At 36.3% G+C, this 22,707-nt stretch carries 14 protein-coding genes; 5 read left to right on the forward strand and 9 right to left on the reverse strand.

Going from position 1 to position 22,707, the window contains the following annotated elements:
- The first annotated feature begins 494 nt into the window (after positions 1 to 494).
- Together ACP6PM_RS01300 and rplY are read left to right on the forward strand one after the other, a co-directional pair.
- Positions 495 to 1,808 carry an adenylosuccinate synthase gene (locus tag ACP6PM_RS01300; RefSeq protein WP_426581117.1) on the forward strand — a complete coding sequence of 438 codons (1,314 nt, stop codon included), beginning with the start codon at positions 495 to 497 and terminating at the stop codon, positions 1,806 to 1,808.
- A gap of 134 nt (positions 1,809 to 1,942) precedes the next feature.
- Complete coding sequence (gene rplY, locus ACP6PM_RS01305; protein ID WP_426581119.1) at positions 1,943 to 2,257, forward strand: 50S ribosomal protein L25; 315 nt, start codon at positions 1,943 to 1,945, stop codon at positions 2,255 to 2,257.
- A gap of 405 nt (positions 2,258 to 2,662) precedes the next feature.
- On the opposite strand, the gene ACP6PM_RS01310 is transcribed toward rplY, so the two are convergent.
- From ACP6PM_RS01310 to tmk, 5 genes are all read right to left on the reverse strand, one after another.
- Positions 2,663 to 3,673, reverse strand: a complete 1,011-nt coding sequence (locus ACP6PM_RS01310) for an adenosine kinase (RefSeq protein WP_426581121.1) — start codon at positions 3,671 to 3,673, stop codon at positions 2,663 to 2,665.
- Between the two features lie 60 nt (positions 3,674 to 3,733).
- Entirely contained in the window at positions 3,734 to 3,910 is a 177-nt protein-coding gene (locus ACP6PM_RS01315; protein WP_426581123.1) for a hypothetical protein, read from the reverse strand.
- A 116-nt stretch (positions 3,911 to 4,026) separates the two neighbouring features.
- Positions 4,027 to 4,995 carry a DNA polymerase III subunit delta' gene (locus ACP6PM_RS01320; RefSeq protein ID WP_426581125.1) on the reverse strand — a complete coding sequence of 323 codons (969 nt, stop codon included), beginning with the start codon at positions 4,993 to 4,995 and terminating at the stop codon, positions 4,027 to 4,029.
- 129 nt (positions 4,996 to 5,124) lie between these two features.
- A complete protein-coding gene (locus tag ACP6PM_RS01325) occupies positions 5,125 to 5,850 on the reverse strand; it encodes a glutathione S-transferase family protein (protein ID WP_426581127.1) in 726 nt (241 codons plus the stop codon).
- 1,104 nt (positions 5,851 to 6,954) lie between these two features.
- Complete coding sequence (gene tmk / locus ACP6PM_RS01330; RefSeq protein WP_426581129.1) at positions 6,955 to 7,692, reverse strand: dTMP kinase; 738 nt, start codon at positions 7,690 to 7,692, stop codon at positions 6,955 to 6,957.
- An 816-nt stretch (positions 7,693 to 8,508) separates the two neighbouring features.
- Between tmk and ACP6PM_RS01335 the strand changes: the two genes are divergently transcribed.
- Together ACP6PM_RS01335 and ACP6PM_RS01340 are read left to right on the forward strand one after the other, a co-directional pair.
- Entirely contained in the window at positions 8,509 to 8,871 is a 363-nt protein-coding gene (locus tag ACP6PM_RS01335) for a hypothetical protein (RefSeq protein ID WP_426581131.1), read from the forward strand.
- A 986-nt stretch (positions 8,872 to 9,857) separates the two neighbouring features.
- On the forward strand, positions 9,858 to 11,171 hold the full coding sequence (locus tag ACP6PM_RS01340; protein WP_426581133.1) for an FAD-dependent hydroxylase: 1,314 nt from the start codon (positions 9,858 to 9,860) through the stop codon (positions 11,169 to 11,171).
- A gap of 3,317 nt (positions 11,172 to 14,488) precedes the next feature.
- Here the strand turns inward: ACP6PM_RS01340 and ACP6PM_RS01345 are convergent.
- A complete protein-coding gene (locus tag ACP6PM_RS01345) occupies positions 14,489 to 16,582 on the reverse strand; it encodes a sensor histidine kinase (protein WP_426581135.1) in 2,094 nt (697 codons plus the stop codon).
- A gap of 711 nt (positions 16,583 to 17,293) precedes the next feature.
- Entirely contained in the window at positions 17,294 to 19,387 is a 2,094-nt protein-coding gene (locus ACP6PM_RS01350; protein ID WP_426581137.1) for an amylo-alpha-1,6-glucosidase, read from the reverse strand.
- A gap of 466 nt (positions 19,388 to 19,853) precedes the next feature.
- Here ACP6PM_RS01350 and ACP6PM_RS01355 point away from each other — a divergent pair, with 466 nt between their 5' ends.
- Positions 19,854 to 20,042, forward strand: a complete 189-nt coding sequence (locus tag ACP6PM_RS01355) for a hypothetical protein (protein WP_426581139.1) — start codon at positions 19,854 to 19,856, stop codon at positions 20,040 to 20,042.
- Positions 20,043 to 20,129: 87 nt separating this feature from the next.
- Here the strand turns inward: ACP6PM_RS01355 and ACP6PM_RS01360 are convergent, their stop codons facing one another.
- Together ACP6PM_RS01360 and ACP6PM_RS01365 are read right to left on the reverse strand one after the other, a co-directional pair.
- Positions 20,130 to 21,980, reverse strand: coding sequence for a hypothetical protein (locus tag ACP6PM_RS01360; protein WP_426581141.1), 1,851 nt, complete (start codon positions 21,978 to 21,980; stop codon positions 20,130 to 20,132).
- A gap of 185 nt (positions 21,981 to 22,165) precedes the next feature.
- Positions 22,166 to 22,693 (reverse strand): DM9 repeat-containing protein, encoded by a 528-nt coding sequence (locus tag ACP6PM_RS01365; protein ID WP_426581143.1) that lies wholly within the window; start codon positions 22,691 to 22,693, stop codon positions 22,166 to 22,168.
- Positions 22,694 to 22,707 lie beyond the last annotated feature (14 nt).

The following is a 22,707-nucleotide window of genomic DNA, read 5'->3' on the forward strand; positions in this document are numbered from 1 at the left end:
CTCTATATATTTGGGTGGTAAAGGTGCAAATTAAGCCGATCGTATTTTCGGGTTAGGAGATAGATAGGAGATAATTTTTGCTACTAGAAAACTATTTATTTTGTTGAATAAAAAATATCTGCTCTCCTAAGAAGTTATCTATAAAAATAAATCTTCAAATAGGAATTAAGTATCCAGTATTCGGTATATGTGTTACGGTCAATAGCAATCATTAAGCGACGAGTATGAATTTTTTCAACCGTTTCCTAACCTAGAAAAGGGTTGAATCTTTAGTATTGTTTTTATCCGTACCCTAACTTACCAAAAAAATCTCATACTTTATCTACCTACATATCAACCACCCCTGGTATTGAAAAAATTAAGGTAGGCCTCCTCCATATCTAGAAATTTACTTGATCGGGTTCATTTTAACAAAAGTTAACAAAAATCAATTGACTTAATTTTAAGTTGATGCAAGAATGAGAAATTGTGTTTAGTATCCGTAGAGAAAACCCTTGGCTAACGTAATTGTAATAGGTGCCCAGTGGGGCGATGAAGGAAAAGGAAAAATTACTGATTTACTGAGCAAATCAGCAGATGTAGTTGTGCGTTACCAAGGGGGCGTCAATGCTGGCCATACAGTAGTTGTTGAAGGCCAGACATTTAAACTACACTTAATTCCTTCAGGTATCTTGTATGCTGATACTGAGTGTATCATTGGTTCGGGAACAGTTATAGACCCTAAAGTTCTAATTGAGGAACTAGACCAGGTAGAGGCTTTAGGCATTTCTACGGCAAAGTTGATGATTTCTCAAGCTGCTCATGTAACAATGCCTTATCATCGACTGATAGATAAGGCATCGGAGGAACGTCGGGGCAGTCAAAAAATTGGGACGACAGGCAGGGGTATTGGTCCAACTTATGCTGATAAGTCTGAGCGGACAGGGATTCGGATGATTGATTTGATTAGTCCAGAGAGATTGAGAGAGCAGGTAAATTGGACGGTTAACTATAAAAATGTAATACTAGAAAAGCTTTATAATCTATCGCCCTTAGACCCAGATGAGGTGATAAGTGAATATTTGAAGTTTGCCGATCGCTTAAGACCTCATGTTATAGATGCGTCTTTGAATATCTATAATGCCATTCAACAGCGGCGGAATATTTTGTTTGAGGGAGCGCAAGGTACTCTATTGGATTTAGACCACGGTACTTATCCTTATGTTACTTCCTCAAATCCAGTGGCAGGAGGTGCTTGTGTAGGTACTGGTGTAGGACCGACAATGATCGACCGAGTGATTGGAGTAGCTAAGGCTTATACTACTAGAGTGGGAGAAGGACCATTTCCCACAGAAGCTAAAGATGAGGTTGGGGAATTACTAGGCGATCGCGGAGCGGAATTTGGGACAACTACTGGTCGTAAGCGTCGTTGTGGATGGTTTGATGCTGTGATTGGACGTTATGCAGTCCGAATTAATGGTATGGACTGTATGGCGATTACTAAGTTGGATGTGTTGGATGAGTTGGATGAGATTAAGGTTTGTGTGGCTTATGATATGGAGGGTGAGCGTTGTGAAGATTTTCCTAGTAGTTCTATACAATTAGCTAAGTGTAAGCCCATTTATCAAACTTTGCCTGGTTGGCAAAAGTCAACTGTAGATTGTCGAACTCTGGAAGATTTACCCAAGCAAGCTTTGGATTATTTACGGTTTTTGGCAGAGTTGATGAAGGTTCCTATTGCTATTGTGTCTCTTGGGGCTAGTCGTGACCAGACTATTGTGGTGGAAGACCCTATTCATGGACCTAAGCGGGCGCTGTTATCTTCTTAATAATAGGGAGTAGGGAGTAGGGAGTAGGGAGTAGTGGGAACATCTTGCTCCCGTACCTATCCTATTGACCATTACTATGCAGGACTACCAAATTTTGGTATAATCAATAAGCAAATTAAGAGAAAAAAGTCAAGATGGAAGTTACAGTAGAATGTCAAAAAAGACCTGAAGGTAGCAAAACTAAAGCGCTACGACGAGAAGGATTAATTCCAGCGGTCTTGTATGGTCATCAGGTTGCAGAATCAGTTGAATTAACCATTGATGTTAAGAAAGCAAAGCAGTTGTTAAAGGATGCCTCCGCTAACAAAACTATTATTGACCTTAAAGTTCCTGAGATTTCCTGGGATGGCAAAACTATTCTTAGGGAAGTTCAATATCATCCCTATAAACCTGAGATTTATCACCTGAGTTTTTTCTCGGTTGGCGATCGCGGAAGTATAGATGCTTAAGTGTATTCCGTAGGGGTGCGGAAGTATAGATGCTTAAGTGTGTTCCGTAGGGGTTTGGTAACCAAACCCTGGTTCGTAGGGAGTAGGGGAGTAGGGGAGTAGGGGAGAAAGATTGTTGTTGGGTTTACCCTTCGGATAAAGTCTAGTAGGGTGCGTTTTTGGCTAAGAGCCGACATGAAACGCTGCGCGACATGAAAAGGCGCTTACCACAAATTATGGTAGAACGCTCGAATATTACATTGCGCCGTAACGCACCGTTCAGGTCTAGTAGTATACTGACACAACTAAAATGGTGCGTTACGACAGATTGCTAAATCTATTTCATAACCTGAATTGAAGCAGTCTAAAGCACCCTACAAATTATGCACTAAAGATCAATGCAGTTTTCTGAATTTGATGAAATAATTAGGCATTAATTACTTGCTCAACTTTATCTACCCAAGATCCTTCTAAACGTGGACCTTGAATTTGTACAACATTAGAAGCTAGATAATTGCCCCAACGAGCAGCTTGAGCAGGTTGATAACCATGGGTAAGACCATATAACACACCTCCAGCAAAAGCGTCTCCAGCACCAACAGTATCGATCGCTGTTACAGGAAACCCAGGTACAGAAATAACTTGTTTATCCTTAACCACTAGACAACCGTCCTTGCCATCGGTAATAAAGGCTGTTTCTACTAACTCCCCAATTTTCATTGCAGATTCTTCTAAAGACTCTATTCCACAGAAACTACGCGCTTCATCAGCATTGCAGAATAATACATCACAATACTTTGAAAGTACCTGACGGAAGTCATCAGCAAACATATCTACTAAAAACTGGTCTGAGAAGGTAAAACAAACCCCCACTTCTTGACGCTTAGAATCTTCCATAGCTTGAATACAAGCTTGCTTTGTACTATCTCCAGTCCACAAATAACCTTCTACATAACTATATTTGCAACGCCTAATTTGTTCTGCATCAATATCACTAGCACTAAGATTTACTGATACTCCCAAATTTGTACACATGGTACGTTCAGCATCAGGAGTTGTCAGTACGACACAGGTACCAGTAGGTTCATCTGCTGTAGGTGCAGGAGCTACGTTAAACTCTATTTTCAAGTCCAGCATATCTTGACGGTATAGTTCTCCGTTAGGATCACTGGCAACTTTTGCCACAAAAATACCTGTTCCTCCACTTTGAGCGATCGCTATCATGGAATTTGCTGCTGAACCTCCGGAGCGCTTTTTTAAAGATATGTTTTCTAGTCCTGCCAAAATTCCTCCTTGTGTTTGAGCATCCATCAGAGTCATTCCGCTTTTTTGTAGGGAATATTTAGCGATAAAGTCTTCTTCTACAAGTGCTAGGATGTCAACTAAGGCGTTACCGACACCAAATACGTCTAATTTTTGGGTGTTTACTGCTGTCATTTATTTTTCTATTTTTTGGCCGTTTAGTATAATATCATGTCCTGTTGATTAATTCAAAAGTCAAAAGTAAGAAGTAAGAAGTAAGAAGTAAGAAGAGTGGAACTCCTCTACATGAAGTTTACTTTTTGGTGGTGGTGCATTGTAATGGTCGTGCATTGTCCGGCAATGTTTTTTGTGAGGCACAGCAGCGGGAGCATCTTGCTCCCGTGCGAGGTATTCTTTTTTCTGGTATACCATTACTATGGGGGACTACTAACTTTTTTTATAGTCAGGACTTACGCAAAATATCAAATAATACGCCATCTGTAGGGGCAAACGGCCGTTTGCTAATTATAGCCGATTTAGTATAACTTCTAACTTCTGACTTCAGCTATAATAGCCATCAACGTACATTCCCAAACTAACCTAGGCTGTACATAAGAAAGCAAATATTTTCTTGCTGCCTCCAAATGCTGGAGAAACTCTGTTCCGTAAAGTTGCTGCTCCCTCCAATAATAATGCTGTAAATAATCTATTAACCATAACTGTGCTTCTGTATCCAAATTTTTACTAATATCCCGCGCCACTGTCAATGCTTGACGAGTATCCCGAATACCCTGAGTCGCAACTTCCAGAATATCTGCCGGAATTTGTTCTAGTTGCTGCCAACAGGCGATCGCCTCTCCCGGACTTCCTTGAGCCATTGCTATTACTTCTGGGTTAGTCAAAATTTCCCTATAACCTGCCTTTTCTAATACTAACTGCATATTCTCCTGAGTCAACCGATAAAAGGGAATACGTTGACAGCGCGACACTAAAGTTGGCAACAAGGAGTCAACCCCAGGAGCAATTAAAATTAGAGTAGCTCGTTTCCCTGGTTCTTCTAAAGTCTTCAATAAACCATTTGCTGCACTTTCTCTCATTGTTTCAGCTTGCTGCAATACTACAACTGACCTTGCTGCTTCTAGGGGAGGACGACCCAGAAATTGACTAATATCGCGTACTTGTTCCAAACGTATTTGAGGTGGTGACTTGCGTTTGACTCCTGCTTCTGTTGCTTCTGTTGCTGAGAGTAATTTTCCTTGATGTAAATATGTTGGCTCTACCCACAATAGGTCTGGATGGTTTCTTTTGTGAATGCGACTTTGTAGGGATGAACTGCTAGTGGTGGGGGAGGGGGTATTGGAGAATAGGAGTTCGATAAAACATTGGGCAGTTAAACCTCGCCCTATTCCTGACGGTCCAGCAAATAGATAGGCAGGAGCAATGCGTTGATGAGCGACTGCTTGGGTTAATAATTCTATGGCTTGGTTTTGTCCGATAATAGAGGTAAATAAAGTCAAAAGTCAAAAGTTAAAAGTTATATTATGTCTAGTGAATAGTATAATTAAAGCTTGTAGTAGGGCTTTAGCCCGAACAGTCTAGATAGGGCTAAAGCCCTACTACAAACAAAAATTTTTTGAGCATAAATTTTATTGGTTAATTGACTGATAGAGAGGTTGATTGTTGATTCTTTCTATCCAATTTTGGATGGCTGAAAATTGGTTTAAATCAAATCCTCCTTCATCCGCAACATGAGTATAAGCAAACAAACAAATATCAGCAATAGTATAGCGATCGCCTACAAAAAATTGATGTTTTTCTAAGTGTTTTTCCATTACACCTAAAGCTGCATAACCTCCTGATTGTTTTTGTTTTATTTCTGCTTTATATTCCTTTGCTTTTCCTAAAATACTTATCCAATAACGAGAGGTAGCAATATAGGGTTCATGGCTATATTGTTCAAAGAATAACCACTGCATTACTTGGGCTTTTTCCCATTTATTAGTGGGGAAAAATTTTGTTCCTGAACTGAGATAAAAAAGAATTGCATTGGATTCAGATAAAAATTTACCTGGTTCTATTTCTAATACAGGAATTCTACCGTTAGGATTTTTTTGCAAAAATTCTGAGCTGCGACTTTCTCCCTTTGTTATATCAATTTCTATTCTTTCAAAGGGTATTTCTAGTTGGGTTAATAATAGGCGGATTTTATAACAGTTACCAGAGGAGGAAAATTCGTATAATTTTAACATATTGTTAATTCTTGGGAAAGGGATAATAATTATACCATTTCTTTGTAAAAATGCTGTTAATAATTGCTCAAAATTTCTAATTGGTGGCGCAGATAGCTCCTGAATATTTAAGTGCAGTTTCAATCTTTAGAAGTCAAGTTATGTAAGCATTCAGCTATTAGCGGTCGGCTCTCAGCAATGAAAATGAACTATGTGATTCGATAGACTATTAGACATCTCTGGAAAAGAGGGAACAGGGAACACTTAACTGGGAACAGGAAGAAAGAATAGATAATTTATGGATGATAATTGATTTGATTTTTAATTTTCGGAGATGTCTATTAAGGTTGACTAATGGACTTTTACAGTAACTTTTAATTCTTTGAAATCTCTCAATTACTTTTTCCTCCCTTAAAAGTAATAAAGCTGTTAACGAAGTTTCTCCGCAGAAGGCTAGCTAATAGCTGACCGCTGAATGCTTATATCAAGTCTCATTAATTAGCCGTAATAAAAACGTTCTTTTCTCTCGCGCGAGAATATTTTTTAAATTTTCCCCTACTCCCTAATCCCTAAATTTTTATTGTGGTTATTCAAAGAGACATGATATTACCAAGTTATCGGGAAGATACCATAAATGTTTGATGGAAACAAATAAAGCCGACTTCTCAATTCACCTATATTTTATTAAGTGCAGTTTTATCAAGAAATTGTATTAGGTCAAGTTTGGATAATTAGTTATAAAAAAGTCTTTGTTTGTATTTACTCTCTATAGCAAAACTACGAGCCTAATTAATACCAAGCGTGATAAATGTTTGTTGCAAATGGTAGGGACGTTGCATGCAACGGGGGTAGGTCAGAGGGAAGAAGGCTTTGGTTATCTAGGAGAGACTGAAGTTGGAATAAAGATTGAATAAAAAAAGGGAAAATGATAGATATATAGCAATCCTAAATAGGTTGTGACAAATTAAAAAGTAAATAAAAAAGTTGAAACTCCCACCTGTTCCCTGTTCCCAGTTAAGTGTTCCCTAAAAAGCAGTAAGATTTTTGCCACGAATAAAATAGGATTGCTATAGCTTTCTCAAATGAATTGGAGAAGCTCTTTTTAAGTATCTCCAATCGAGATGCAGTTTTTATAGCATTCTTTTTTTAACTAGTATAAATTATAAGTAATATCTGCACATGATATTCTCTATAATATAATATATAATTTTAAGTATTTAGCTAGCCTCTTATAAAGGAACTGCCTTATCAGCTCAAGTCAAAACTATTATCTGACTTATAACCTCTAACTTCTGAATTTTGACTTCTGACTTCAGCTATATTTTCCCATTGCTGGAATTTTTGCACGATCATTTCTTGAATTTGCTGTTGCACTTTTTCTATGGTTAAATTAGCATCTATTCGTACTATTAAAGGATTATTTTTCGCTAATTCTTGATAGCCTGTTTTTACCAGTTGATGAAACTGAATATCGGCTTGTTCCATCCTGTCAATTTTTCCTCTATTTTTAGCTCTAGTTAAACCAATTTCTACATCAATATCTAACCAGAAAGTCAAATCACTTTTTAAGCCACCTGTAGCGATATGATTAAGTTGTTGAATTAATGTAAAATCTAAACCACGGCCATATCCTTGATAAGCAATAGTCGAGTCAATAAAGCGATCGCACAAAACTATAGCTCCTCTTTCTAAAGATGGCTTAATTAAAGTGTCAATGTGCTGCGCTCTGTCTGCTGCATATAATAATAATTCAGTTTTTTCTTGAATTTGTTCTCCAGATACATCTGCATTTAAAAGTAACTCTCGTAAAGCCTTACCAACTTTTGTGCCTCCCGGTTCTCGTGTGATAACTACTTCTAAATCTGGAGACTTTGATAAAAGTTTACCTGACCACCATTTTTCTAATAACCAATTTCTTAAAAGTTGAATTTGAGTGGTTTTACCCCCTCCTTCTACACCTTCAAAGACTATAAACTTACCTATCATTTTGCATCAACTATTGTATATAATTAATTAATTTTTTTTTACTGTGCTAATAATTATCAACCTATTTACATTTCAAGCCAAACTTTTATTATAATCTATAATAGTCATATTTGGGTTGTGGGAAGCACTACTTAAGTAGGTAGGCGTAATTAAATGTAACTATGTCCGAAGCGACAGGAATAGAGTTGAGTGAAGAAATCTCAATTATTTTGGAGATTTCAAAGTAATTTCCATTTTACTAATTATTTGTGCCAACCTACTTATACCATTTCTCAAAAACTTTTCTACATTTTCTTGAGTCGCGGAGAGGGGAGTAGGGGAGTAGGAGAGAATTCATTAATGGATAATGGATAATTGATAATGGATAATTACCTCTCCCTTTTAGGGAGAAGATTGACCAACGCCGAAAAAATTTATTCTCTTGGTCGATTGATATGGCGAGGTTTCTTCGCCATCCCATCCTGACGGAATGCTCCGCTTTCCGAGCACTCTCTTGGTCGATTGGACGCAAGCGAGAAGACCTCGCCATCCCATCTACCAGGTCATGCTCCGCAAACGACCGCTTTTTTCCCCTTGAAAGGGGAGGCTTTTAACCTAAACTGTTTAATTATTTAATTATTTAATTATTTAATTATTAATTATCCAGTAAAAATATGAATAATTAACACATTAGGTGGCTAATAATTATCAAAAAATTTATTCAGCCCGTGTTAATTACTTAATAATTGAAGTGTCATCTAAGTATAGCATTAATTCATGGTAATTAATATTATATTTCTTTAATTCAAGAAGTTAGGTCGATCTTTGGAGTTGTTTATGGCTCGTTACACTGGTATATTTACTGTTGCTGTTAAGATAGAAAATTTACAACCAATTTTTACAGATATTTTCAGTTATTGTGGTTGTGAAATTATTTATAATCGAGGAGACTATTTAATTGCTCGTGAATTTCCAGGTCAAGTTTCTTTCTCTAAACTTGTAACTATAGACATAACTTTTGATAGATTAACTAATACTACTGAAAAGACCAGAATAAATATAGTTATTAGAAATGAAGAACTGGCTTTAAAATTAGATAACCATTGCCGTCAAGTATTTGATTTATTAACTAAGTTGATAGTAGAAAATTCTAATTGGGAACTTTTAGAGAGCATTATTGAATACAGCAGTTCTATTTGAGTTGTGAAAACTCTACAGCTCTTATTCTTAGCGATTGCCTATGGATAAAAATCACCTAGAAGCATTTCAAGAAAAACTACGGGTTTCAAATTAGACGAGGTTTAGTCAAGATTAAATCTGAAATTAAATTTTATTTTTTGTCAGTGCAAATAAAGCTTAGTCAGGATTATTTGCAATGCAATAAGGTAATGAATATATCAGGTTCATAAAAATACAATTTTTTGTTTCAATCAAAATGGCAAGTCCCTACTCTACCCCTGTTTATTGTTACTTGTTACCAGTTATTTATAAGTATTCAACCGAACATGATAATATTATGTTCGTTGGTATCGGAGCGTATAAAAGCTTAGGAAATATCTACCAGGTATTTCAGTTTTTCCCTCCTCTCAAGCCTTCTTTCCTCTTCCTTCTTCCTTCTTGCTTACCGAAAAAATAAGGTTGAAAGCCTCTCCTATATGGGAGAAAAAGCGGTCTAGGGATAGCGAGGTTTCCCGAAGAATACAGAGGCGCTCCGCTTTTCATCTCCCTCCGCGTTTCGCTTTCCTAGGTCATGCTAAAGCAAACGCGACATGAAAAACGCGGGTTGTGCGGAGCGCTAAACGCCATATCCAATCAACCAAGAGAAGAAAAAATTTTCCTTTTAACCAATCCCTCTATTACAGAAGAAGTAATTATTAATTATTAATTATTAATTGTTAATTATTAATTATTGAACCATACTTTATAATACCGATACTGCCGGACATGATATAAGTCTTAAACAGATAAAAAATTGGAAAGCCTTTTTTGAATTTATAGTAGTCGCCATTACTGGCGCAGACATTCTCAAATTCTCAAATATAGTCACAGCAAGAATTTAACTTCTGACTCCCTCTAAAAATCCTGACTCCTTGTTCAGTCACCAATCACTCAGATATTTTCTAAAAGTTGCGCCACAATATGTAGGAAAGTACAAATTCCTAGATAGTTGACAATTTTTTATGAATATGGTAAGCAAGGAACTATCCCAAAATTCTCTATCTGAAACAACCACTACGCTAAAATTGGATTATGACTTAGTTATTGTTGGTGGGGGTATCGCTGGCACTGCTCTTGCTTGCGCCCTAAAAAATTCTGGGTTAAAAGTGGCATTAGTCGAAACCAAACCTAAATCTGTAGTTGCAGCTAAAAAACTTGCTTATAATCTTTCGGTAATGTCTGGCAGAATATTGGAGGGTATTGGAGTCTGGCAAGAAATTTTGCCCAAAATTACTACATATCGGCAAATCAGTCTTTCTGATGGTAACTATCCCCGCACTGTCCAATTTTATCCTGATGATTTGGCTGCCACTGGTAAGAAACCAACCTCAAAGGAGGGACTGGGTTATGTGGGAGAACATCAAGTCATGCTTACGGCAATGCAAGAATTTTTGGCGGACTCTGAGCAACTTACCTGGTTATGTCCGGCGGAAGTTTTGCAGGTAAATTATCAATCTGATTTTGTGGAAGTTGAACTGAGATGCAAGGATACAGATAATTTATCTGGTGAGGAAGAAACTTTTACCGTTCGGTCTAAGTTAGTGGTAGGAGCGGATGGGGCGAAGTCTCCTATTCGTGAAACTGCTGGTATTAGTACTCATGGTTGGAAATATTGGCAGTCTTGTGTGGCAATGACAATAAAAACAGAAAAATCTCACAATAATATTGCTTTTGAGAGATTTTGGCCAAGTGGTCCGATGGGGGTGTTGCCGTTACCGGGAAATCGTTGTCAGGTGGTTTGGACTTCTCCTCATGCTGAGGCAAAGGCGTTGCAGGCGTTAGATAAAGACGAATTTTTGGCAAAGTTGGAATATCGCACTGCTGGTTTGTTGGGTAAGTTGGAGTTGTTGAGCGATCGCTATGTTTTTCCGGTACAGTTGATGCAGAGCGACCGCTATGTTAAACATCGTTTAGCTTTGATCGGGGATGCTGCTCACTGTTGTCATCCGGTAGGGGGTCAAGGTTTGAATATGGGTATTCGAGATGTGGGGGCGATCGCTGAAGTTATTAAAGCTGCTCATCAGCAAGGTGAGGATATTGGCGATATTAGGGTATTGAAGCGTTATGAAGGTTGGCGAAGGAAGGAGAATTTAGTAATTTTAGGAGTTACTGATTTTCTGGATAGAATGTTTTCTGGTACTTTATTGCCTATAGTGGCAGTTCGTCGTTTAGGTTTATGGGGTATGGGAATAGTTCCGATGTTTAAGTCTTTGTCTTTGCGGGTGATGACTGGTTTATTTGGTCGTCATCCAGAATTGGCTCAGATATTGTCAGTTAAGTAAATATGTAATAATAAATAATGTAGGGAGGTTGTATGGAACTTCTCTACATTAGGTTGACTTTTTTTATAGTCTATTTATAAATTGGGAGTATTAGTCCCAAGATTATTATATCTTTACCGAATTTTCATAAAACTTTTGGTAATCTTTACCCAATCTTCATATAAATATAAAGTAAATAGCATAGAATAAAGACATTAAGGTAATAAGCGCTGCTGCTACTTGTACTTGGATGGCACTAAGGACAAAAGTAGCGCTCTTTTTAAATAAATAAGAGTTATACCAATTACCATGCATTAATGCTATACTTCAGCTATACTTCAACAGTCAAATAGTTACCAAGATTAAAAGTCTGTTTTTGACAATTATTAGTCGGTTAGTATAGATTTTTCCTACTTTTAACCTCTCCCGTACGGACGTTGCATGCAATGTCCCTACTACTTCCCACACTTCTCCACTCAATCAGATATAGCATTCTTTTTGAGAAATGGTATTACATAAATCATTGTTGGAATTGTTTTCTACTTTGGACTTTTATGGATATAAAGATAGATATTTGATGGGCTAAAGTCCTACTGCAAACAAAAACTTTTGATCGCTCATTATCCGCACATCCTACTAATTGGAACTCATAACAACTTGTGAGTAAAAGTAAGATTCTATTAGTGTAATTCTAGCTGAGTAAAAGCAAGAAATATAACAAAATTATCATGCAGGTATTAACGCTTCAATACCTGAATCTGAAACGCTTCTAATAGGAAAAAATGCAAGCTAGTTACTATCAAGTACGGTTGAAGTAACTAAGTGTGATTTGACTGAAGAAATAGGAAGATTGATAGTAATCTTCCTATTCTAGAATCTTTAAAATTTACACGATCAGCTTCTACTTAATTAATGAATTAATTCAAAAATCCTGTACTTGTAAGCTATACAAAATATAGCTATAGGAGTAAGTAGAAGAGTTAAATACAAAGTGAAAGTAGATAAGGTAATAAGCGCTGCTCCTACTTGAATTATTTCCAGAATAATAGAGGCAGTTTGTTCAGTGTGCTTTTTCATAAGAAACTCCAAAAGGAAATTGCTTGGATGGCTTTTATATCTAAATTATTGCTAACTCCACTCAAGTATTGCAAGCCTTTTTCTGCAACTTTACTAAATCTTTAAAAAAACACGACTTTTTGTAGTTATTAATACATTTTTTGCAACCTTTCGGCTTTTTGTAGTTATTAATACAGTTTTTTGAACACTTATAAAGTATAAAAAATCACTTTAAAGATGTCACAATATAGTTTCAAACTTTAAATATGAAATAATTTCCTGAAATTACTGTGTCGTCAAAGTCTTGAGTCTAGAAAATCTTACTTTTGGCTTTTGACTTTTAACTTCCGTACATAAAAATCGAGATAATACCAATATCATTTACTTGAATACTTATAAAAAATTGGGCGTTGCTGATGCGTGGGTATGATTTGTATTTTTTGGTAATTGCTAAACTATTGAATAATAACTATTTCAGATTGTTCAATTTTTATTTTCATACCTTGATTCAGCAACGGCAAAAATTGGTAATAGGGAACAAAGCGAAAATTAGAGACCTTTGGTGAAAAGTCTCTACAAGAATATTGACTAAATTCTCCTAATAGGTTTTGCAATTAAACTTAACTGTGGAGTTTAGAATTTGACTCTGGTAAGGGGAGTTGAGTTTCAGTTTCCGCTCCTAACAAAATGATGCCTATAGTTCTTTTTTTCAAGGTTGCCATCCAATTTTGGATTTTCCTCTTTTTTTCCTGAAAAAATGAATTGAAGCTAAATTTATTCAACTGATAGAAAGTATTCAATAAAAAGTTAGAAAGCATATTACAGGGTCTCCTCTTGGATTGCACAATAAAACAATTGATCTGATGGTAGTTATGCGCCCAATTAGTTAATTTATCTGTCAAATTACTCAACAACAGGAAATATTTCTGTAATACCAATTTAAAAAAATAATGTTACTTAGAGACTGTTTGTAAAGGAAATATAAAAAGGATATAGGGAACAGGGAACAGGGAACAGGGAATAGGGAATAGGTATGGAGGGAGGAAGAAATCAAGACAACTATTTGTAAGTTAAAAATCTGGGAATATATGTACCTTTAAACCTCTGGTATCTAGGAAATTTCAATCTCTTGAAGTACTACCGCTTTTAGATTTTAGTCATTATTTGCTCTGTTAAGACTTATTTTACAAACAGTCTCTTAATAATTATGATTAACATACTTTTAGAGGAGATATCTCTTTGACAAAAAAGATAATTTCCGACCTAATATCAAGTAACATTAATTAACCGCAATGTAGGGACGTTGCATGCAACGTCCCTACGAAGTTGTGGAAAGATTGTTTATTACATTTATTTAATGAGACATGATATAAGAAATGGTATTGAAGCCATTTATTCTGACTTCTTACTCTCCTACCTAACTCCTAATAGACTTGTCCATAAAAGAGGGAGTAGCTAGGGAAGTTGCATGGAACGGAAGTACATATTAGGTGGAAATAATTGATTTTTTCTGTACGATAATTGATTTTATTTTTTATTATTGGAGATGTCTAATAAATAGCCTATATATATCTAGAATTATCTACTTTCCATAGAAAGTCTCTATAAAAATATTAACTGACTTATATTAATAGGTTTTGGAATTACACTTGACTGTGGATTTTGGAGTTTAACTGTAGTAAGGGGAGTTAGGTTTCGGTTTCCACTCCCAACAAAATAATGCCTACAGTTCTTTTTTTCAAGATTGTCATCTAATTTTGGGTTTTACCCTTTTTTTCCTGAAAAAATGAATTGAAGCTAAATATGTTCAAATGATAAAAACTATTCAATAAAAATGAATTGAAACTAAATATGTTCAAATGATAAAAACTATTTAATAAAAATGAAGAAAGCATTCTGATAGGGTATCCTCTTAGATATGTACCCAATTAATTAATCTATTATTTATTATTACTGAACAACAGTATTTATGTCAAGAACTTAACAATTTATTTCATCAAATCTTCATAAAATAAACAAATCTTTCCTGAATCTTTACTGAATCTTCATATATTGAAAGTCTTTATCTGGTTTTGAATTGAGATAATATTAATACTATGTACGGTTAAATACTTATTATTTTACCTCTTGCATCACCTGATTTTAGGTGTTTTTTATAGCAATCGCCATTACCAGCGCGGACATTCTCGCTACTCTCAAATCTAGTCCGTGTTGCGAATTTAACTTCTGACTTCAGCTATATATCCCACCTAAAACCTGCCACTTTCTATTTAACACCTTCTTCAACCAGCTTTATGAAAAGATGTCACTTTTTCCTGTTTTTTCAGCTTGACTGGAATCTGAATTACAAATTCACACCCCTCTCCTAATGCAGGATTGCACTGAATATTTCCTCCATGTTTTTCGACAATAATTTTATAACTAATTGCTAACCCTAAACCTGTGCCTTTACCCACAGGTTTAGTTGTAAAAAATGGGTCAAAAATTTGTTTGGATCTTTGCTCATTCATACCTAAGCCATTGTCAGCAATCCGAATAGATATAAAGTTATTGTCTACAATTTCTGTACTAATTGAAATAGTAGGTTTTTTGAGTTTTTCCCGATGGTTTTGTTTTGCTAAATCAAGTATTTGGTTGGAGTTTTTATTACTATTCACAACCCAAGCTTTTCGAGAATAGCCTAAATTTTCTAGAGAAGTTTGCCGATTGTTATTGGTAATTTTTGAACTGATATTTAAAGTAGTTTTGCTCTGAATATGAGACCGCTTTTTCATATCTAAAACTGTATGACTTAGCTGTTTATTTTGAGCTATCCAACTATTCGATAAAATAGATATTTCTAAAGCATCAATTGCGTTATTCAAAACATTCATAAATACCTGATTCAGGTGTCCTGGATAACACTCTACTAACGGCAAATCTCCGTAGTTTTTAATAATTTGAATCTCCTCTGATTTTATCCCAGTTGCTAATCCGGTTACTAAATTTAATCGATTCTTTAAAATTAGCAATGTACTGTTAATCCCATCATGAATATTTACTAATTTTTTTTCTGATTCATCTAATCTGGCAAAATTACGCAAAGATAAAATTATGGAACGAATACGTTCTGCTCCGCTTTGCATTGAAGACATAATTTTTGGTAAATCTTGCTTGATAAAACCTAGCTCTATTTCTTCTATGTGAGATTTAATTTCTGCATCAGGAGTAGGATAATGCTGTTGATAAATATCGATCAATTCTAGCAGATCTTTGATGTATTGATTACTATAGCTAATATTGCCGTAGATAAAACTAATTGGATTATTAATTTCATGGGCAATACCTGCTACCAACTGACCTAAACTAGACATTTTTTCTGTTTGAATTAACTGAGTTTGAGTCTGTCTCAATTCCTGGAGTGCCGTTTCTAGTTGTTCAGCTTTATTCCTTTCTCTTGCTTCTGAGTTGCGCAGAGCAATTTCAAATTTTTTGCGATCGCTAATATCTCGTGCAAATAAACATTGATATTCTTTACCTTTGAATTCCAAATGATTAAGAGTTATTTCTACTGGAAATTTATGGTTGTGTTTATTGAAGTGATAAGCTTCTATTTTCAGGTGACCGCATTTTTTTAATAAATTCCAATGCAGAGACCATGAATTCTTAGGAAAATCTGAGTTTATCTCATGGATCGTCATCGATAGCAGTTCTTCTGGAGAATATCCTAAAGAATGACAAGCTGCATCATTGACATATATTAACTTTCCATCTTTAGCTATCCAGAAAATTGCATCAGCAGAACGTTCTATTGCAAACTGACTCAGTTGTAGTTTTTCCTTAACTTGCACTTGTTCTTTAACAGTTTGACGCAACTTATTGTTCAACCAAGTTAGAGCTCTAGTACGATTTTCGACTCGTTGTTCTAACAACGCATTTATGGTCTGAAGTGATTTTTCTGCTTGTTGTCGGCGTTTAATTTCTGATGCTAATTCAGCATTTACTAACTGTAATTGATTTGGACTAGGAATAGTTAATGCTGTGGGAATTAATAATACTATTATACTGGCAATTAATATAGAAATAATTGCAGTAACAGCTTGAAGTAAACCTGAAAGCAAATCACTGGGATACCACAAACTCCAAGTTTCTATTAGATGGGTTGTGGCGTAGGATAATATACAAATTGCTAGGATAGGAATTATCCAACTTCTTTCTATATCCTGTCGCTTGTGAATAAAATAGATGATTAAAGCTGCAATTGAATAAAAAGCAAAAGTTATTAAGATATTTGAAGTAGTCTGTAGCCAGACTAATTGAGGTGGGTCTCTCCAGCAATCTCCTACCTGAAGTAGGAGTGTTCGATCTAAATTTTTTAAAAAAAAGTATCTTAACATTGTTAAATTAATTAGTTAGTTTGTTTTTAAATTTGTTGTTGTGTTTATATTAACATAATTAAATTATTATTACGGCCATTTTATATTTTTTCAGAAATATTAATAATTCTTGAGATTTGCTAGATTTTATTTATAAGTGAATTATCTAAACATGATATAAGAGGATACAAATTTGGACTTTTTTGACAACATATCAGGAATTTATCCGGATTTAAAACCTACTTTTAGCCGCGAATAAAGTAATATTATGTCCGGTTATATCATGTCCGGTTGAACAGTTATAAATAACAAGGGAGGAGTCAGGAGTCAGTAGTCAGGAGTCAGGAGGGAAGAAACAAGAAAGAAGAAGGAAAAGGAAAAGAAAGAAGAGGAGAAGAAGGAGAAAGTTTTTTGGTCGCGTAAGCGGAACGGAGTTCTATCACTAATTATCCGGACATGATATTAGATAGTAATAAATTCAAAGATTACTTTTCTTTTAACTTTTAACCAGAAAAAAAAAGTCTCAAGCCTCGTCTTTCAAGAGGATGAAAAAAATATTCGCCATACGTATTTCAATCCCAATGCTTCAGCCAGAGGTACTGTTAACGCAGTTCCTCCGATAGGAGGCTAACTGATAACTGAAATGACTTTTAACTGCAGTGAAGCAATTCCTTGGTTTGAAAAATTACTTCACTGCCAAATACTGCCCTAAATAAAGGTCTCCTCTTGATTTCAATTAACCTGATTAATCACTGACCAAGCTCGCAAAACTTCTGCAACACTCCATGCTTGAGCAATACAACCACGAGGTGTCATCGGTTCATTGCCATCAAAAATCTCACTGATACTACCAACACCATGCACCATTAAATGCTCTGCCATTCGTTTCAATAATTCCTCAGCTTTTGCTGGATTATTATAAATTCGTAAATGTGCTACAGCATAAGCACCTATCAACCAACCCCAAACAGTACCCTGATGATAGGCACCATCACGTTGATAAATATCTCCTCCATAAACACCCTTATACTCTGGATCGTCGCTAGCAAGACTGCGTAACCCATAAGGAGTTAATAACTTGTGAGTGCATATATCCATCACCTGTTTTTCTTGCTCTGCTGTTAGAAGGGGAGCGTAACTATATTTACCCGTTGGTGGCAATGATAAAGCAAATATTTGATTCGGTCGCAAAGAAGCATCATTACCATTAGGTGTATCTATAACATCGTAACAATAACCACCTTCTTGATTCCAGAAACGAGCAAAACCATTTTCCTTAATCAACCGTGATAACCTTTCATAATCTAAATTATCTTTACCCAACTTTTGGGCAAACTTATCCATGATTTGCAAAGCATTGTACCACAAAGCACTGATTTCAATCGGTTTCCCAATCCGCGGTGTCACTACCCAGTCATCTACTTTCGCATCCATCCAAGTAAGTTGACTACCTGCTTCTCCTGCATAAATTAAACCATCTTCAGTATCTAACTGAATATTATAGCGAGTTCCTCGACGATACCAGTCAATAATTTCTGCTAAGACTGGAAACAATTCTGCTAATAATTGGTCATCTTCGGTTGCTTCATAGTATGCACGAATGGCTTCAAAATACCAAAGTGTGGCATCTACGGTATTATAATCTGGTGTTGCACCACTATCTGGGAAGCGGTTAGGTAACATTCCCTGATCGACATATTTGGCAAAGGTTTGTAGAATTGAACGCGCTACATTTAGTTGCCCTGTACAGATGGTTAAACCAGGTAAGCTAATCATTGTGTCCCGTCCCCAGTCTTCAAACCAATGATAACCTGCAATGATGGTTTTGCCGTCTGGATGTTTGGGGGATTTGCGATCAACTATAAATTGGTTACCTGCTAATACTAATTGGTCGATCCATTCTGGTGTTGGTGCAGAAAATTTAGGTTTTTTCTGGGTTAATGTTTTCCAGAGTCGGCAAAGTGGATTTTTTTCTTCTGGTTGTCGTGTTTGAGCAGTTGCAAATTTTTGGATAATCTCTTGTTCGTAAGCACGACGGGATGCTAATGCTTGCTCGCCATTGGTAGTGGGATTTTCTTTTGTGCTGGCAACTATAGTTAGAGATTTTCCTACTTCTAATTGAGCATTAAATGTGACAGCGTGTAGGTGATCTTCTAATTCTTGTTGCTCCCGATATTTTTCTACTGCTAGGTTAAACCCGTAATACCAATCGTTAGCAGGTGTGGATACTAAGGTTTTGTCGTCTATTTGGGGATGTGTTAGTAGATATAGGGGGGTAGCTTTAGGAAAAGGTTTTACACATACTCCTTTGTTGGTTTTCTCGATCCGGATTTCCCAATCGCTGGCGCTGGTATTATGATGATGATCTCTATGGTTGATTAATGCTTTGATGGCTAAGTTTAATGGTTGGCTACCACTAAGTAGGTTATAATGAATGTAGGTTGTGTTTTCTCCTTGCTCCATCCATATTCGTTTCTCTAATACTGCGTCTGCAAATGTAAATTTCCATACTGCTATTGTTCCTTCTAGATTGAAGCTTTCTATTTGTTGATAACCTTCTGGATTTATTGTTCCGTCTGCCCAACGGTTACAATATAGGGGGTAGTTTTCCTCTTTATATCCAGCAGTTTCGTCTAATTTTGTTAGCAGTAGAGTACGCTCTAATGGGGGTTGGAGGGTTGCTATTAGTAGTCCGTGATAGCGACGGGTTAGGAGGTTGGTTATTGTGCCAGAGGCGTAACCGCCTATTCCATTTGTGACTAACCATTCCCGTGATTCAGCTATATTGAGATTACTACAATTTTCTCGTTCAAAACTGATGACCATAAAGATTTTTCTGGCAATATATAGTTGTTCAAGGGTTCTTTTTGTCGCCCGGTTTCTTTATATCATATCGATATGATTGAGCTAATATATCTAGGATTTTTTTCGTTTTTAATTTGAGCGATCGCTTAATCCTGAATATTCTTTCTAGTATTTTAAATTTTGTTGACTTAATAGTCATGCATGATGACGAGATACTAAAACTAACTTTAGTCTATCAGAATTTTTTGGGGAATGCAAGTTTATTTTCTTTCCTTTTTTGGGTGCTTCACAGAATGATAGGCTGGTCATTTCTTGTTGCTTTCGATTTTGGCGATCGCTTTACCCTCACATAACTTTATTGTCAATCTGACTTTTTTGTGTTGAATTAAAAATCATGCACAGGGACTAACAAACCCCACTGGTAATTTTATTGTATCAGAGTTATTTCCCGAATGCAAGCTTTTTCCTTGCTCCGCCACTTTTGCTTATGGATGCTTCAGAGAATGAAAATTCTAGTCGTTTCTCAGATGTTGGTTTTGATTTTAGCGATCGCTTACAGCACTTTTCACTTATAGCAGACCACAAAGTAGGGACGTTGCATCCAAAGTCCCTGGCGTTGCATAAATGCGGGATAATTTTAATAGTTTTGTGGAATGGGCATCTTGCCCGTTCCTGATATTTTCGATATTTTCGGACAGGCAGGATGCCTATCCCACTTAAATATTCATCCCTTAATTTAGCAACGCACGTCCCTACAAGATTATCATTTTTTTAATCCAGAAGTTATATCTAAAATACATTTAGCATCCAATAAAACTAAATTCTGAATATCTAAAACTCGACAATTTTCTGGAACGTTTAACAAACTGGGAAATATGCCATTTTCCATCTGCGCTCTAACTAGAGTAGTGGCAGTATTATTTAATTGTTGAAGGCGATGATTTTTCCTGACATATTCTAAAGTTAATGCCTGAGAATCTAACAACCAAAAGTCAATCTCATATTTTCGGATAAACTTTTTCACGTCTTCTAAGTTAGGACTATATTGTGCTTGGATTAAATCATTAGCTCGTTGTTTTATCTGAGCATAATATCCTTGATGATAAGGCAAAGCATATTCTGAACCGACTAATATTGAACGTTTGGCAAAAGTGGGAATATTATTAGCTTCTAATGCTAAGGAAGCGACGCGGATATCTGAGGGTTGTTGGGCTAAAAATTCATAAAGTTGGGGTGCTTTTCCTACTACATAATTAGTGACGGGAAAGTTGTTGGTTAAAGCTGGATATAAAAGGAGGATAGTTAATACTATATATATAGATATGGTTTTGATTTTTTCGACTGGTTTTGTTTGGGAGGGATGGTTGAGTAGATGGAATTTTTGCCTGACAAAATCAATTATTAAAGTAAAGGCTATTCCACCAGCTAATGCCATGATAATTCTGAGACTATGTTGACTATAACGACTGGGATGATGTAGTCGAAATAATAATAAGTGGGCGGCTAAGAATATTCCGGTTGATGCTAAGGCTAATTCTGGTAAAAGAATGATTTTGTTAGTAATTTTTTTGGCTAGGGGAAAGTATTTATAGCAATTCTTTAACATAAGAGGTACAGTTTTATATCCTCCCCCCGCCCCCAAGAGGGGAGTCTTCAAAGTCCCCCTTTCTAAGGGGGATTTAGGGGGATTGTAAATGTACCTCATAACTTTGAGAATTGCTATATAACTCAAGAAAATGAATAATAATAATCCTGCCCAAACTTGGGGAGGGAGGAAAGATTGAGATAACCATTCTGGAGGAATAATGCCGGAGCGATCGCCTGTTAACCAAAAATCAAAAGTATTATCTGAAAAGAAGGATGCTCTACCTCCAGGAAAAAATTCTGGTAATTTTTTGGCTTGGGTTAATGTAATTATCGGACTATATTTGGAAGTGTTTAAGGCGTAGGGTAGAAGTACAAAAAATGCTGTGGTTAAGCCAATGGTTAAAATGGTAAATTTTTGCTGGTTTCGGAAGTAGATAAAATCTAAGACTAAGAGGGCGGCACAGAGCAAAACTCCTTGGGGATAAAATAATCCGAGAAGGGAGATTGTTATTGCTATTCCTAACCAAGAATGTTTGAGGAGGTAATAGAGAAATGCTAAGAATAAAGGATAGAAAAATGCTCTGGGGGTGGCGGAGATTAGGTCGTCTTTTAGCCAGAGATTTTGATTCAAAAATAATGTGCTGAGAAATCCGGCGAGTGGGATGGGTAATATTTGGATTGCGACTCGAAAACAATAGGCAGTTGTAATTAATCCTAATATTATTGGCAGGAATTTATTGAGTAATAAAGGTGGGATGCCGATGAGGGAAAATAGTTTGTAAAAGTAGGTATATCCTTTGGGGGCGACTGATTGAAAATAGTCGGCAATAATATCGTTGGGAAAAAGTTCTGGATTGATAAATTTTGCCATCCAAAAAACATGGGAGCGAGCGTCATCTTGGACGACATATTGATGGCTGAAGGCGGGAATTATGCCTAAAATTCCACAAATTATAGCTAGGGTTAGACTGAGGTAAAACCAGAATTTGGTTGGGGGTAATGTGGTTAAATATTTAGGTAAATTCATTTTGGGAGTGAAAAATTTTTAGATATCTATATCATTTCCCCCTTCATTACAAGTTAACAAACAAAAAGCCAGTGCGATAATATTGTTGCACTGGCTCTTTGCTTTCAACTAATCCCCATTAACCCAAGGGGTGGAGAAGGGATTTTGCTATCCCTGGAAGTTGGGTTTGCATTTTCCCAGCTACTTTATAGATTCGCATCCAATCTTAGGATTTCATATTCATTTAAGTAAACTTCTTTTCCGCCCCAACCGATGTGACACATATCCTGCCATAACTTGCCCGGATGGACACCACCTTTGTACGCTACCCGACATAAATCCAAGGGATAGCCACCATACCCTTCTGAGTTATCATTGTAACCGCCATACACCAAATTTGCTGGTTTGAGTGCTCCCGTTGCTGAAGGAATCCAGCTTAAAGTCATTTTTCCAGGATCCGTTACCAGCACTTCGTACTCATTAAGGAGAACCTCTTTGCCACCCCAACCTATATGACACCAACTTTTCCATAATTTACCTGGCTGGACACTATCTTTGTATTGACCCCGACAGGCATATAAAGTATCATCAGGAACTGATGGAGTGCCATTATAGCCAGCTTTGTAAGCATCGGCAGGCACTTGACCTATAGTTGTATCTACAGTCGAACTACTGGCATCAGTCCACCCAAACTGGGTTTGTGCTAGGGCGGGACTACTTACGAAGAATGTCAAAGCGAGTATAACGC

The sequence above is a fragment of the Dapis brunnea BLCC-M229 genome (genome assembly GCF_050015995.1).
In the GTDB taxonomy this organism is placed as follows: domain Bacteria; phylum Cyanobacteriota; class Cyanobacteriia; order Cyanobacteriales; family Microcoleaceae; genus Trichodesmium.

Coding starts and splice junctions, on each gene's coding strand:
- rplY (WP_426581119.1), top strand. CDS start 1,943: ATGGAAGTTACAGTAGAATGTCAAAAAAGACCTGAAGGTAGCAAAACT.
- ACP6PM_RS01310 (WP_426581121.1), bottom strand. CDS start 3,673: ATGACAGCAGTAAACACCCAAAAATTAGACGTATTTGGTGTCGGTAAC.
- ACP6PM_RS01315 (WP_426581123.1), bottom strand. CDS start 3,910: ATGGTATACCAGAAAAAAGAATACCTCGCACGGGAGCAAGATGCTCCC.
- tmk (WP_426581129.1), bottom strand. CDS start 7,692: ATGATAGGTAAGTTTATAGTCTTTGAAGGTGTAGAAGGAGGGGGTAAA.
- ACP6PM_RS01335 (WP_426581131.1), top strand. CDS start 8,509: ATGGCTCGTTACACTGGTATATTTACTGTTGCTGTTAAGATAGAAAAT.
- ACP6PM_RS01340 (WP_426581133.1), top strand. CDS start 9,858: ATGGTAAGCAAGGAACTATCCCAAAATTCTCTATCTGAAACAACCACT.
- ACP6PM_RS01345 (WP_426581135.1), bottom strand. CDS start 16,582: ATGTTAAGATACTTTTTTTTAAAAAATTTAGATCGAACACTCCTACTT.
- ACP6PM_RS01350 (WP_426581137.1), bottom strand. CDS start 19,387: ATGGTCATCAGTTTTGAACGAGAAAATTGTAGTAATCTCAATATAGCT.
- ACP6PM_RS01355 (WP_426581139.1), top strand. CDS start 19,854: ATGGATGCTTCAGAGAATGAAAATTCTAGTCGTTTCTCAGATGTTGGT.
- ACP6PM_RS01360 (WP_426581141.1), bottom strand. CDS start 21,980: ATGAATTTACCTAAATATTTAACCACATTACCCCCAACCAAATTCTGG.